Genomic DNA, 13,391 nt, shown 5'->3' with positions numbered 1-13,391 from the left:
GAGCTGCGCAGCAGCCCCAAGACCCTGCTCTACAGTGCCAGGCACCGCGTTTTTCTTGATGGGGGGCGCTTCGCACCCCAACGCGGGGCAAGCCCGCTCGCCACAGAGGTTCCGGTTTGCCGCGCGACAGCGCTAAGTCGAAGACGTGGCGGAGCCGATACTCCGCCATCACCCAAAAAACGGATATTCACCCCACCAAAACGCCAAAAACCCGCCACCCCCTCTCAGCAATCTGCTAAAACCAACATTCCACCTCAAAATAGATATATTCCTGACACCCACCACCAGGCCGCAAGGAATGCACACACCGACAGCCACCAGCGGTCAAGAACGGCGAGCCTCCCCCGAAAGCTCCGCCATGACCTGGCGCCACACCTTCCAGACCCGCATCGCCGCGGTCCTGGCGCTGTTGCTATTGATCGTCGTCGCCGCCACCTATTTTGCCGTCAAGGCCGCCACCACCCGCGCTGTGGAAAACCAGGCGCATGTCCAGATGAAAACCGGCAGCGAGGTGTTCGAGCGCCTGCTCGACCTGCGCGGTCGCCGCCTGCATTACGGTCTGGACTGGCTGACCGCCGATGCCCCGTTCAAACAGGCCGTGGCCGAGGGTAGCAGCGAGGCGATTCTCGCGGCCCTGCGTCGGCACGGCGCTGGGATTCGTTCGAGCGAAGTGTTTGTGCTGGGGCTCGACGGCAAGGTGGTGGTCAGCACTTTGCCGGTGTTCAAGCGCGGCCAGCCGTTTGCCGCTGACGGCGCTCTGCGCCAGGCGCGGCGCAAGGGATTGCAGATGCTGATCGTGGCGATGGACGGGCGGCCCTACCTGCTGGTGCAGAAAGACGTGTACGACCCGTTACCCATTGCCCGTGTGGTCATGGGCTTTCCCATGGACACCCGGTTCGCCAGTGAACTGCGCGCCATGAGCAACCTGGATGTGTCGTTTATCAGCGTGCATGGCGGTCAACCCGGCCCGCTGTTCAGCACCCAGCCCGCGGCATGGCAGGCCGGCGTCGTCAGTCTGCTGTGTGAGTCGCCGCTCAACCCCGAACCGCAGATCACGCAGTTTTACGGCGAGCGCGTGCTCAGCCAGGTGCTGGCGTTGGCCAACACGGGCGCCGGTGGCGATGTGCGCGTGCTGCTGCAAACCCCGCTGGACCAGGCGCTGGAGTCTTTTGAGCCGCTCGACCGGCAGTTCATTGGTATCGCCCTGGTGGTGCTGCTGGTGTCGCTGGCCGGTGCGTTGTTCCTCGCGCGACGGGTGTCGCGCCCGCTCAGTGCCCTGGTGGACGCCGCCGCGCGCATCGGTGCCGGGGATTACCGCACGCCGGTGCGGGTGCGCGGCCAGGATGAGTTCGGCCTGCTGGCCCGGGCGTTCAACGCCATGCAAAGCGGCATCGCCATGCGTGAGCGGCAATTGGCGCACAACGCGCTGCATGATCCGCTCACCGGCTTGCCCAATCGCGCGCTGGCGATGGAGCGCCTGGGCAGTGCGATCAGCGCGCGGCGGCCGGTGGTGTTGCTGTACCTGGGCATTGAAAACTATCGGGTGATCAATGAGGGATTCGGGCCGGAGGGCGTCGAGGACATGCTGCGTGAAGCCAGCCGCTGTCTGTCCATGAGCCTGATGACCAGCGACACGGCGGCGCGCATCGCCGGCAGCGAGTTTTTGCTGCTGCTGGAAAACACCCAGGTCGACCGCGCCGTGGCCCGCGCCGACCGCCTGCATGCGTTGCTCACCGAGCCACGGCGCATCGGCGATGACGAGGTGCGCCATGAAGTGAGCATCGGCATCGCCGCCTACCCCGCCGATGGCCAGCAGGTGGAAGAGCTGATCAGCCGCGCCGCCATCGCCCGGCATGATGCGGCGAGCCTGCCCGGCCACCTGCAGATCTACCAGCAGGACCGTGACCTGGCCCACCAGCGCCAGATCACACTGATCCGTGATTTGCGTCGCGCCGCCGTCGAAGGCCAGTTGCTGCTCTGCTACCAGCCCAAACTCGACCTCAGGCTCGGCCATGTGTGCCAGGCCGAAGCCTTGTTGCGCTGGCAGCACCCGACGCTGGGCCTGGTGTCGCCGGCCGAATTCATTCCTCTGGCGGAGCGTACCGGCAGCATGGGCCTGCTCACCGCGTGGGTGATCGAAGAGGCCATCCGCCAGATCGCCGACTGGGCGCAGCGCGGGCTGCTGATCCAACTGTCGGTGAACATTTCCGTGGATGACCTGGCCGACGATGACCTGGCCCTGCGTGTCACCGGGTTATTGACGCAATACGGCGTGTCGGCCCGGCAACTGATTTTCGAGATCACCGAAAGCGCGATCATGCATAACCCGCAGCAGGCCCTCAGCGTGCTGGAGCAACTGCGCGATTGCGGCATCAGCCTGTCGGTGGATGACTTCGGCACCGGTTACTCGTCGCTGGCGCAGTTGCAGCGCCTGCCGGTGCAGGAGTTGAAGATCGACCAGTCTTTCGTGCGCAACCTCGACAGCGCCACCGGTGACGGCGTGATCGTGCGATCCACCATCGAAATGAGCCACAACCTGGGGCTGCGGGTGGTGGCCGAAGGGGTGGAGTTCGAACCCAGCCTCAGGTTGCTCAAACTGTGGAACTGCGACACCGCCCAGGGTTACCTGATCAGCCAGCCGCTGGAGGCGTCAGCGTTCGAGCAGTGGATGGGCCAGCAACGCGCCCCGGTCTGACCCCTACAGTTTTTGCGCAGGCAGGCGATAACCTCAATGAGCCTGACCGATTGCATAGGTTTCTTACCGACCAACGGTCAAGCGTGCAACGCAGTTCAATGGTGGCCCTTTGCCTTATTTACGGCATCATAGCTGCCATTGCTCCCAATTTTGCCAAGGCTGGCCGCTTTTCCCTTCATTCGCGGATCTCCCATGGGTCGAGTTGTTCAGCTGTTATCTTGCGCGGCGCTGTTACTGGCGGCGGCGGGTCCCGTCTCGGCGGCCACGCTCGAGGTGGTCATGCATCAGGCCGATGGCAACCCGGTGGCGGACGCGGTGGTCACCTTGCAGGGCCCGGCCCATGCGCCGACGGGTCTGCTCAAGGCCGATATGGACCAGCGCGGCCAGCGCTTCGCGCCTCATGTGCTGGCCGTGCACACGGGCACTCAGGTGCGCTTTCCCAACAGCGACAACATCCGTCATCAGGTGTATTCCTTCTCCGCCGCCAAGCGGTTCGAGCTGCGCCTGTACGAAGGCACGCCGAGCGAACCGCTGCTGTTCGACAAGGCCGGCGTGGTGGTGCTGGGCTGCAATATCCATGACTGGATGCTCGGTTACATCTACGTCACCGACGACCCGGTGTTCGGCGTCAGTGATGCCCAGGGCCACGTGCGCCTGGAGCAACTGCCGCCCGGCGACTACCACGTCACCCTGTGGCACCCGCAACTCAACGCCATGCAGCCGCTGGACGGCGGCACCCTGCACGTACCCGCCACGGGCCTGAGCCACAGCGTGGTGCTGGCCCTGGAGCCGGTGTCTGCCGATCTTCCGCCCACGCCATCGGCGTTTGGCGACGCCTTCCATCGAGCCGCCCATGAAACTGCGCAGTAGTTTCCAGGCGCGGGTCGCCACGGTGCTGATCGTGCTGTCGCTGGTGGTGATCGGTGCGCTGTATTTCAGTGTGAAAGCTGCCACCAGCTCGACCGTGCGGGGCCAGGGCATGGCTCAGCTGGACGTCGGTTCGCGGGTGTTTGAACGCCTGCTGGATGCGCGCAGCCGACGCCTGGCCGATGCTGTGCAATTGCTGGCCACCGACTTCGGTTTTCGCGATGCCGTGGCCACTGGCGATTCGTCGACGATGCGCTCGGTGCTGCTCAACCACGGCAAGCGCATCAACGCCAACGACATGATTCTGCTCGGCATGGACGGCAAAGTCCTCTCCAGTACCCTGAGCGAAGTGCCTGAAGGCTCGACGTTCCGCTATGACCAGGCACTGCGCGACGCGCGGGGCAAGCGCCAGGCCACGCTGATCGTGCCGCTGCAAGGCAGGCCGCACCTGCTGGTGGAAGCGTCGGTGCTGGCACCGTTGCCGATTGCGCGGGTGGTGATGGGCTTCGGCATGGACGCTACGTTTGCCGAAGAGTTGCGCTCGTTGAGCAACCTGGAAGTGTCGTTTCTGGCCATCGATAAAGGCGTGCCCGGCGAGTTGGTCAGCACCCAGCCGCAGGCGTTGCGCGACAGCATCCTGGACCTGATGGAGGGCGACTCGAGCCGCCGGGGTGTGTCCACCACGGATCATCTGGAACACAGCTTCCTCAGCCAGTCGCTGGTGCTGGCCAATGACAACGACGGCAAGGTGCTGGCGTTGTTGCAAAGCCCGTTGGATGCGGCGATGCAGGCATTCGTGCCGCTCAATGAAAAGATCCTCGGCATTGCGCTGGTGGCGCTGCTGGCCTCGCTGATCGGTGCATTGCTGCTGGCGCGCACGGTGTCGCGGCCGGTGCAGGCGCTGGCGTCGGCAGCCGAGCGCATCGGTCAGGGCTACTACCTCACGCCGGTGACCCTGACCCGCAGCGATGAACTGGGTTTGCTGGCCAGCGCGCTCAATGCCATGCAAAAAGGCATTGCCGAGCGCGAGCAGCAGTTGGCGCACAACGCGCTGCATGATCGCCTCACCGGCCTGCCGAACCGTGCGCTGGCGATGGAGCGCCTGGGCAGTGCGATTGCCCTGCAGCGGCCAATTGCGCTGATTCACCTGGGCATCGATAACCTGCGTGCCGCCAGCGAAGCCGCCGGGCCCGATGCGGTGGACCAACTGCTGCTCACCGTCGGCCGGCGTCTGCAAGCGGTACTGCGCCCCGGCGATACGCTGGCGCATCTGATCGCCGACGAGTTTTTGCTGCTGCTTGAAGGCGCCGGCAGCGACGAGGCGGTGGGCATGGCCGACAAACTTCAACAATTGCTGCTGCGCCCGCAAAATATCAACGGCCATGACCTGGCGCTGGACTGCCGCCTGGGCATCGCGACCTACCCGGCCGATGGCGAAACCGCATACACCTTGCTTGAACGCGCCGCGATTGCCATGGCGGACGCCGCGAAAATCCCCGGGCGCCTGCAGGTCTACAAACAGGGCAGCGACCTTGCCCATCGCCGCCAGATCACCCTGATCCGTGACCTGCGCCACGCGCCCGGCCAGGGTCAATTGCTGTTGCACTATCAGCCCAAGCTGGACATCCGCCAGGGCCATGTGCGCCAGGCCGAGGCGTTGCTGCGCTGGCAGCACCCGCAGTTCGGCATGATCTCGCCGGCGGAATTCATCCCCCTGGCCGAGCGCTCCGGCAGCATCCGCTTGCTGACCCAATGGGTGATCGAGGAGGGCATCCGCCAGCTCTGCGAATGGAACCGGCGTGGCCTGTACCTGCAATTGTCGCTGAACATCTCGGCAGAAGACTTGCAAGGCGACGAGCTGGCCCACCGGGTTTCGTCGCTGTTGCGACGCTATGGCTTGCCGGCCAAACAACTGGTGTTCGAGATCACCGAGAGCGCGGTGATGCGCGAGCCGGAAAAGGCCCTGAAAGTCCTGCACCTGCTGCGCGACTGTGGCATCAGCCTGTCGGTGGATGACTTCGGCACCGGCTATTCATCCTTGGCTCATCTCAAGCGCCTGCCGGTGCAGGAGCTGAAGATCGATCAGTCGTTCGTGCGCAACCTTGATGAGACCAGTGAGGACGCGGTGATCGTGCGCTCCACCATCGAGATGAGCCACAACCTGGGGCTCAAGGTGGTCGCCGAGGGTGTCGAGTATGCCCACAGCCTGCGTCTGCTGGAGCGCTGGCAGTGCGACACGGCCCAGGGTTTCCTGATCAGCCGGCCCTTGAGCGCCGATGCGTTCGAAGCCTGGGTGGCGTTGCCGCTCAGTGTGCAAACTTCCCTGGTTCATTGAGTAGGCTGACGTGCGTCTTTTCCTGATTGGCTGCCTGGCCGCCCTGACAGTGCAAACCGCCCTGGCCGATAACGGCCGCCTGATCGCCACCGGCGGTGCCAGCAGCCTCGAAGGCGCGGCCGGCGGCGGTATCACGCCGTGGGCGGTACTCGCCGGTTATGGCGAACAGCATGAGTGGGGCGCCACGGCGTTCGCCACCACGGTCAACCTGGCGGATTATCGGCTGGACGTGGCCGGGCTGGCGCTGGCCTATGACAACCGCGTCGAGCTGTCTTTCGCCCGACAACGCTTTGACCTCGGCACCCTGGTGCACCGGCTCAACCTGCCGGATGATCACCTTGGCCAGGATGTACTGGGGATGAAGGTGCGGTTGTTGGGTGACGTGATTTACGACCGTCTGCCCCAGGTGTCCCTGGGCCTGGAATACAAACACCAGAACACGTTCGATATCCCTCGCCTGGTCGGCGCCAGGCGCGACAGCGATGTGGAGGGCTACCTCGCCGCCAGCCGTTTGTGGATGGGCGCGGCCTTTGGTTACAACGTGCTGGTCAACGGCAGCCTGCGCTACAGCCGCGCCAATGAAACCGGCCTGCTCGGTTTTGGCGGCGACCGCCGCGACCGTCGCAGCCTGCTGAAGGAGGGCTCGGTGGCGCTGCTGTTCAACCCGCGCTGGGCGGTCGGCGTGGAATACCGGGAAAAACCGGACAACCTGTCATTTGCCGGCGAAAGCGATTGGGCGGATCTGTTTGTCGGCTACTTTCCCAACAAACATGTGTCGGTGGTGCTGGCTTATGCGCGCCTCGGCGAAATCGCCACGCTGGCTGACCAGAACGGCACCTATCTGTCGCTGCAAGGGAGTTTCTGATGCGCGTTCTATCGGTTGTGCTGGCGGTGCTGCTCAGTGCCTGCGCCCAGCAGCCGCCCAGGGATGACAGCCTGTACCGCGACCTGGGCGCCATGCCCGGCATTACGCGGATTGTGGAAGGCATGCTGCTCAACGTGGCCCGTGACCCGCGCATCGTCGAGCACTTTCGGCGTGTCGATATCCAGCGTCTGCGCAATAAGTTGATCGAGAAATTCTGCGTGGAGGCGGGCGGGCCGTGCACCTACACCGGGGACAGCATGGCCGAGAGTCACAAAGGCAAGAATGTGAGCCGCAGTGACTTCAACGCGCTGGTGGAGGACTTGATCGCTGCGATGGACAAGGAAGGCATCGCCGTACCCGTGCAGAACCGCCTGATTGCGCGGTTGGCGGCGCTGCGCGGTGAAGTCATCGAGCACTAGCTCGCGCTGTCACATTGAGTGTTTATGCCCATGAAAAAGGCGGCTACCTGTTGAGGGTCGCCGCCTTTTTTACCGCCCGTGCCGCTTAATCAGGCAGTTTGAACGCCATCACGTAGTCGCCCTGCTTGGTGCCCAAGGAGCCGTGGCCGCCGGCCATGACCAGCACGTATTGCTTGCCGTCCTTGCCGGTGTAGGTCATCGGTGTGGTCTGCGCGCCGGCTGGCAGGCGACCTTCCCACAGTTGCTTGCCGTTTTTCACGTCATAGGCACGCAGGTACTGGTCGAGGGTGCCGCTGAGGAACGCGACGCCGCCGGCCGTGGTGAAGGTCCCGCCCAGGCTCGGTACGCCCATGGTCAGCGGGATCGGAATCGGCGAGCTGTCACGCACGGTGCCGTTCTTGTGCATCCAGATGGTCTGGTGGTTGGTCAGGTCGACCGCAGCCACATAACCCCACGCCGGTGCCTGGCACGGCAGGCCCAGTGGCGATAGCAGCGCTTCGAGGATCACGCCGTACGGCGCGCCTTTGTTCGGCTGCACGCCTTCGGTTTCGCTGACGCGCGGGCCCTGTTTGGCGATCTCGGCGGCCGGGATCAGTTTGGATTTGAACGCCATGTAGCTCGGGTTCACAAACGCGATCTGACGCACCGGGTCAACCGAAATGCCGCCCCAGTCGAACACGCCGAAGTTACCCGGGTACACGATCGAGCCCTGCAGCGAGGGCGGGGTGAACGGGCCGTCGTAGCGCATGGATTTGAAATCGATGCGGCACAGCATCTGGTCGAACGGGGTCACGCCCCACATGTCGCGCTCCTTGAGCGGCGGCGGCATGAAGTTCAGCTCGGACTTGGGCTGGGTAGGGGAGGTGCGGTCACCCGCCACTGCGCCTTGCGGCACCGCCACTTCGTGGATCGGCACCACCGGCTGGCCGGTCGCGCGGTCCAGCACGTAGATGCTGCCTTGTTTGGTCGACGCCATCACGGCCTGCTTGACGCCGGCTTCGGTCTTGACGTCGATCAGCGACGGCTGGCCGCCCACGTCCATGTCCCACAAGTCGTGGTGAGTGAACTGGAAGCTCCACTTCACGTGGCCGCTGTCGATGTCCAGGGCGGTGAGGCCAGAAGCGTATTTCTCGGATTCATCGGTACGGTCGCCGCCGTACTGGTCGGGCATCTGGTTGCCCATCGGCAGGTAGAGCATGCCGAGTTTTTCATCCACGGCGAACATGGACCACATGTTCGGCGAGTTGCGCGTGTAGGTCTGGCCTTCGGCCAACGGGGTGGTGTCGTCCGGGTTGCCGCTGTCCCAGTTCCACACCAGCTTGCCGGTGTGTACGTCGAACGCGCGGATCACGCCGCTTGGCTCGTCGGTGGAAACGTTGTCGGTGACGTGGCCGCCGATCACTACGAGGTTTTTGGTGACCGCCGGTGGCGAAGTGGAGTAGTAACCGCCTGGCGCGAAGCTGCCGATGTTGGCGCGCAGGTCGATCTGGCCTTTGTCGCCGAAGTCTTCACACATCTTGCCGGTGTCGGCGTTGAGGGCGATCAGACGGGTGTCGGCGGTCGGCACGAAGATGCGTTTCGGGCAGGCCGTCGGCGCGGCGGCCGGGCTGGCGCTGCCGGTGGGGCTTTGCTCGGAGGCGTAGGCGGCGTCATCGTGATACGACACGCCACGGCAGGTCATGTGCGCCCACCCCTTGAAGTTCTCGGCGCCCTGGCTGCTGATCTTCGGATCGAAGCGCCAGATTTCCTTGCCGGTGTCCGGGTCCAGGGCAATGACCTGGCTGTGCGGGGTGCACACGTAGAGCATGCCGTTGACCTTGAGCGGGGTGTTTTCCGCGGTGGTCTCGCCCGGGTCACCGGCGCCCGGGATGTCGCCGGTGCGGAAGGTCCACGCCGGAACCAGCTTGTGCGCGTTGGCCGGGGTGATCTGCGCCAGTGGCGAGTAGCGATCACCGAAAGCCGAACGGCCGTAGGCGTTCCAGTCACCATCGGCCTGGGCGGGCGCGGCGTTGGCCATGCCTGGCACCGCGTCGCGGTCGAGCTGACCCTTCTTGACCATTTCACCTGGGGTGGTGAACTGGCTGGCCAGTGCGGCGGCACCCGCCAGCACCACGGCCACGCTCAGCGCGCCGGTGCCCAGCGGCGCCGGTTGACCACGCAGCAACGGACGGCGAAACCACGGCAGCAGCATGACCAGGCCCAGGGCAAACAGCAGCGCCAGGCGCGGCACCAATTGCCACCAGTCCAGGCCGACTTCCCACAAGGCCCACACGGTGCTGGCGAACAGCACCAATGCGTAAAGGCCCAGCGCCGCGCGGCGGGTGGCCAGCAGCAGGACGCCGGTCAGGGTGAGGCCGATACCGGCCAGCAGGTAGTACAGCGATCCGCCGAGCATGCTCAGCTTGACGCCACCGGCCAGCAAGGCCAGGCCCATGATCAGCAGCAAGACGCCAAGCAGCCTGGGCAGCAGGCGGCTTGGGCTTGAAGCACCATCAGTGCTCATAGTGTGTTTCTCCGTCACGTTGGAATAATTATGTAACCCCGCGCTTCACTGTAGATGACGATTCGACGCGGGCTTGGTTCAGGGTTTTTTTGCTATTTCTGGGGAACGCGAGGCTTATCCACAGACGGACGATAGATTCCCCGGACGCAGGCCGGTTTAAGACAGCGCTGTCTTTATGCTGGGGGACTTTCGGCGAAAGGGGAGGACCTGGGGGTGAAGCGTTTCAGATTGTTGCGAAGGATAATGCGGCAGGGCGTTTTGAGAAAGCGTAAATCGCAAGATGCATCATTTCAGATTTGGTAACAGTGACTGAATGTCGCGGCAAACACTGAAGGGGTTAGCGGGCTTATGTGGGAGAGGGCAAGCCCCCTCCCACAGCGAACTGCGGTGCGGGCGTTAGAAGGTGGTGCGCACGCCGACCTGCACGCTGCGCCCCGGCGCCGGGGCGATGTCGCGCAGGATCGAGCTGGCGTACCGCACGGTCTGGTTGGTCAGGTTTTCACCGTTGACGAACGCCAGCCATTGGCTGCCCCCCATGTTGAAGTGATAGCCGGCGCTGGCGCCCAGGGTGGTATAGCCGTCGGTGCCGCTTTCGTTGTGCGGCACGCGGCCCTGGCCGGCGGCATGTTCCACGTCGATGCGTGCCTGCCAGCGGTCCAGTTCCCACAGCAGGCCGCTGCTCATGCGTAATGGCGCAATGCGCGGCAGGGCTTCGCCGGTGTCGAGGTTGGTGGCTCGGGTGTAATCGCCCGACAGTTCCAGGGCAAACTTGCCGTAGGCGCTTTCGCCGAGTTTCCAGTGATCCTGAGCTTCGAAGCCGGCGAAACGGGCACGCACGCCGGAGTAGGTGTACTCGGGAATGCCGCTCGGGTCGGCTTCGCCTTCGTCATTCAAGGTGCGACCGGTGCCCAGCAGGCCGATGTAATTGGAGAAGCGGCTGTAGAACACACCGACGCTGCCCTTGTGGGTGCCATTGTCGAAGCGCAGGGCCAGGTCGCTGGACACCGCTTTTTCTTTCTTCAGGTTGGCGTCGCCCAGTTCATAGGTGCCGGTGGCGACATGGGCGCCGTTGGCATACAGCTCGTAAAAAGTCGGCGCGCGCTCGGTGTAGCCCAGAGTGGCGGCCACCGACCAGATCGGTGTCAGCGTGTACACCGCGCCCGACGACAGGCTGCCGGCGGTGAAATCGTTGCGCTTGTCGGCGGCGGCAAAGCGGGCGTTGCCCTTGGCATCCGGGTCGACGCTGGTGTGCTCCAGGCGCCCGCCAAGGCTGAGTTTCAGGCGCTCGGTGGCTTGCATTTCTTCGAGAATAAACAGCGCGGCCGCATTGGTGTCGGTCTGTGGCACGAAGGCTTCTTCGCCGAGTGCCGAAAACTCGTTGCGCGTTACCTGGGCGCCAACCACGCCGTCGAGCGGGCCGATGGGCTGGTGGCGCGCTTCAACGCGGGCCTCGTAGCCCTTGTTCTTGAAGATCGTGCCGGTCTCGCCGCCCTCGATTTCGCGGTGCTCGTAGTCGGTGTAGCCCGCGTCGAGTTTTACCGAGGTAAACGGGCCTTGCAGGTTGCGGATCTCGGAGGCGAAGGCGTAGTGGTCCTGCTTCATGCGGATACGCACCGCCTGTTCGGCCGGCGAGCCGTAATTGGCGTCGTAGGTGCTGTAGGACAGCCCGGCGTAACCGTCATCCCAAGTGTAGGAACCGCCCACGGCACCGCCGTCCTGGCGCCCGTCGCTATTGCCCAGTCGCCCGTCTTTGCCAGGGCCGTCCTCGCTGGCCGGCGCGTGGCGGCTGCGTGCGAAACCGGGGATCTTCAGGTCGTCGAATTCCCGCGCGTTGGCGTCCAGGTGCAGCGCGAAGGCGCCGTTGCCGGCTTCCAGTTTGCCTGCGCTGCTGCGGGTGGTGTCGGCGCCGCCGTAGCGCAACTCGCCGGCACCGTGGATGCCTTCGATGGCTTCGGTGGGGATGCGATTGTCGAAGGTATTGACCACGCCGCCGATGGCACTGCCGCCATACAACAGCGCCGCCGGGCCGCGCACGATCTCGACGCGCTCGACATTGACCGGGTCCAGCGGCACCGCATGGTCGTAGGACAGCGACGAGGCATCCAGCGCGCCCACGCCGTTGCGCAGGATGCGAATACGGTCGCCGTCCTGGCCGCGGATGATCGGCCGACTGGCGCCCGGGCCGAAGTATGAAGACGACACGCCCGGCTGCTTGTTCAGGGTTTCGCCAAGGCTGCCTTTTTGTTGCAGGGTCAAATCGTCGCCTTCGAGCACGGTGGTGGGTGAGGCGAGCTGTTGGCTGCCCAGCGGGTTGCCGGTAATGACCTGGGGTTGCAGCTCAAGGGCGTGGGCTTCGGAGCAGATCAACAGGGCGGCAGCGAGTGGGGTCAGGCGCCACAAAGAGCAAAGAGACATCGTACATTCCTTGGTAAAACGTTTGATATTTGTAGTTACAATATAACATCTCTTTTTTCGTCGGGAAGGGGAACTTTTTTACCTGGATCGGCGCGGTGGTAAGGTGTACACCCTCGTGATCATTTCCCTGATAGGCCCCGCATGACCGCAACACACAACGACCCCCTCCACGGCGTGACCTTGCAACACGTCCTCACCACCCTGGTGGAACACTACGAATGGTCGGGCCTTGCCGAACGCATCGATGTGCGCTGTTTCAAGAGTGACCCGAGCATCAAGTCGAGCCTGACGTTCCTGCGTAAAACGCCGTGGGCGCGGGAGAAAGTCGAAGGGTTGTACGTCAAGCTGATGCGCACCAAACGTCCGCTGGATTGAGCCGATGAAGCGTTTCATTGCGGCGGCGGCGCTGGCCGGCTGGTTGGGATTGGCGATTCAGCAGTACCTGATTTTCCAGTCACGCTGGGAGACCGGCGCCAGCCTGCTGGGGGGGCTGGTCAATTTTTTCAGTTTCTTCACGGTGCTCACCAACACCCTGGCGGTGGTGGTGCTCAGCTATGCGCTGGTGCCGCGTGACTCATGGGGTAAACGGTTATTCCTGGCTCCCGCAGTCAGCAGTGGCGTCGCCGTGAGCATCGTCTTCGTGAGCCTTGCGTACAACCTGCTGCTGCGGCACTTATGGACACCGGAGGGCTTTCAGTTCATCGCCGATGAACTGTTGCACGACGTGATGCCGCTGCTGTTCTTCGTCTACTGGTGGCGCTGCGTGCCCAAGAGCACATTGCGCTGTGCGCACATTGCGGGGTGGGTGATCTACCCACTGGTGTACTTCGGCTATGTGCTGCTGCGCGGGGATTTGCTGGGGCAGTATCAGTACCCGTTCATCGACGTAGGCACGCTGGGTTATCCACAGGTGTTTGTGAATGCCGCCGGGATTCTGGTGGGGTTTGTGCTGGTCGCGCTGGTCATGGTGGGGCTGGACAAGTATGCAAAGACTTGCGCGAACTGATGGGGGGAGTACCAGGCGCTACCTCAGGCAACCCGCTCGCCACACCATGACATGTCGAGTCTTTCACAGGGCCTGGCTCAGGCTTCGTCGCTGCCCTCCGCGCGCCAGTAGCCGGCGGCCTTGAGGAACTCCTCGTTGACCTGGTGAGTATCCAGCAGCGAGAGTGTCAGATTTTTTGTGTTCGGGCCGGTTACGGCCTGCCGTCAGGCAGGCCCTATCTTTACCAGGTCGGCCTGATAAATCGATCTCCGTACAGAATCGCAAATTGATTCATCGCGCTCTTCCA

9 protein-coding genes and 1 pseudogene are annotated in these 13,391 nt (G+C 63.9%); 7 read left to right on the top strand and 3 right to left on the bottom strand.

Annotated elements, in window-relative coordinates; translation table 11 throughout:
* Positions 1-358: 358 nt before the first annotated feature.
* The 5 genes from TU79_RS24735 to TU79_RS24715 all read left to right on the top strand — a co-directional run bounded on the left by TU79_RS24735 (position 359) and on the right by TU79_RS24715 (position 7,181).
* Positions 359-2,695, top strand: coding sequence for a putative bifunctional diguanylate cyclase/phosphodiesterase (locus TU79_RS24735; RefSeq protein ID WP_057010414.1), 2,337 nt, complete (start codon positions 359-361; stop codon positions 2,693-2,695).
* A 192-nt stretch (positions 2,696-2,887) separates the two neighbouring features.
* On the top strand, positions 2,888-3,565 hold the full coding sequence (locus tag TU79_RS24730) for a methylamine utilization protein (RefSeq protein ID WP_057010413.1): 678 nt from the start codon (positions 2,888-2,890) through the stop codon (positions 3,563-3,565).
* Positions 3,549-5,897 carry a putative bifunctional diguanylate cyclase/phosphodiesterase gene (locus TU79_RS24725; RefSeq protein WP_057010412.1) on the top strand — a complete coding sequence of 783 codons (2,349 nt, stop codon included), beginning with the start codon at positions 3,549-3,551 and terminating at the stop codon, positions 5,895-5,897. Before TU79_RS24730 ends, TU79_RS24725 begins: the two co-directional genes overlap by 17 nt.
* A gap of 10 nt (positions 5,898-5,907) precedes the next feature.
* On the top strand, positions 5,908-6,762 hold the full coding sequence (locus TU79_RS24720; RefSeq protein WP_057010411.1) for a DUF3034 family protein: 855 nt from the start codon (positions 5,908-5,910) through the stop codon (positions 6,760-6,762).
* Positions 6,762-7,181, top strand: coding sequence for a group I truncated hemoglobin (locus tag TU79_RS24715; protein ID WP_057010410.1), 420 nt, complete (start codon positions 6,762-6,764; stop codon positions 7,179-7,181). Before TU79_RS24720 ends, TU79_RS24715 begins: the two co-directional genes overlap by 1 nt.
* A gap of 85 nt (positions 7,182-7,266) precedes the next feature.
* On the opposite strand, the gene TU79_RS24710 is transcribed toward TU79_RS24715, so the two are convergent.
* The gene (locus TU79_RS24710) at positions 7,267-9,684 is read right to left on the bottom strand and encodes a glucose/quinate/shikimate family membrane-bound PQQ-dependent dehydrogenase (RefSeq protein ID WP_057010409.1); all 2,418 of its coding nucleotides are present in this window, start codon (positions 9,682-9,684) and stop codon (positions 7,267-7,269) included.
* A gap of 396 nt (positions 9,685-10,080) precedes the next feature.
* Complete coding sequence (locus tag TU79_RS24705) at positions 10,081-12,099, bottom strand: TonB-dependent receptor (RefSeq protein ID WP_057010408.1); 2,019 nt, start codon at positions 12,097-12,099, stop codon at positions 10,081-10,083.
* Between the two features lie 141 nt (positions 12,100-12,240).
* Between TU79_RS24705 and TU79_RS24700 the strand changes: the two genes are divergently transcribed.
* Together TU79_RS24700 and TU79_RS24695 are read left to right on the top strand one after the other, a co-directional pair.
* Positions 12,241-12,474, top strand: coding sequence for a VF530 family protein (locus TU79_RS24700; protein ID WP_015371321.1), 234 nt, complete (start codon positions 12,241-12,243; stop codon positions 12,472-12,474).
* 4 nt (positions 12,475-12,478) lie between these two features.
* The gene (locus tag TU79_RS24695) at positions 12,479-13,105 is read left to right on the top strand and encodes a Pr6Pr family membrane protein (protein ID WP_057010407.1); all 627 of its coding nucleotides are present in this window, start codon (positions 12,479-12,481) and stop codon (positions 13,103-13,105) included.
* Between the two features lie 77 nt (positions 13,106-13,182).
* On the opposite strand, the pseudogene TU79_RS26810 reads toward TU79_RS24695, so the two are convergent.
* Positions 13,183-13,263 (bottom strand): annotated as a pseudogene (locus TU79_RS26810) (siderophore-interacting protein); the annotation flags it as partial.
* Between the last annotated feature and the right edge of the window lie 128 nt (positions 13,264-13,391).

The sequence above is a fragment of the Pseudomonas trivialis genome (assembly GCF_001439805.1).
Lineage (GTDB): Bacteria > Pseudomonadota > Gammaproteobacteria > Pseudomonadales > Pseudomonadaceae > Aquipseudomonas > Aquipseudomonas trivialis.
Note: the sequence above shows the minus strand (reverse complement) of the source record. Positions and strands in the feature narration are given on the sequence as shown.

What these genes read in the sequence shown, in the direction of transcription:
- TU79_RS24730 (WP_057010413.1), top strand. Translation starts at nt 2,888, where the DNA reads ATGGGTCGAGTTGTTCAGCTGTTATCTTGCGCGGCGCTGTTACTGGCG.
- TU79_RS24715 (WP_057010410.1), top strand. Translation starts at nt 6,762, where the DNA reads ATGCGCGTTCTATCGGTTGTGCTGGCGGTGCTGCTCAGTGCCTGCGCC.
- TU79_RS24725 (WP_057010412.1), top strand. Translation starts at nt 3,549, where the DNA reads ATGAAACTGCGCAGTAGTTTCCAGGCGCGGGTCGCCACGGTGCTGATC.
- TU79_RS24695 (WP_057010407.1), top strand. Translation starts at nt 12,479, where the DNA reads ATGAAGCGTTTCATTGCGGCGGCGGCGCTGGCCGGCTGGTTGGGATTG.
- TU79_RS24705 (WP_057010408.1), bottom strand. Translation starts at nt 12,099, where the DNA reads ATGTCTCTTTGCTCTTTGTGGCGCCTGACCCCACTCGCTGCCGCCCTG.
- TU79_RS24710 (WP_057010409.1), bottom strand. Translation starts at nt 9,684, where the DNA reads ATGAGCACTGATGGTGCTTCAAGCCCAAGCCGCCTGCTGCCCAGGCTG.
- TU79_RS24700 (WP_015371321.1), top strand. Translation starts at nt 12,241, where the DNA reads ATGACCGCAACACACAACGACCCCCTCCACGGCGTGACCTTGCAACAC.
- TU79_RS24735 (WP_057010414.1), top strand. Translation starts at nt 359, where the DNA reads ATGACCTGGCGCCACACCTTCCAGACCCGCATCGCCGCGGTCCTGGCG.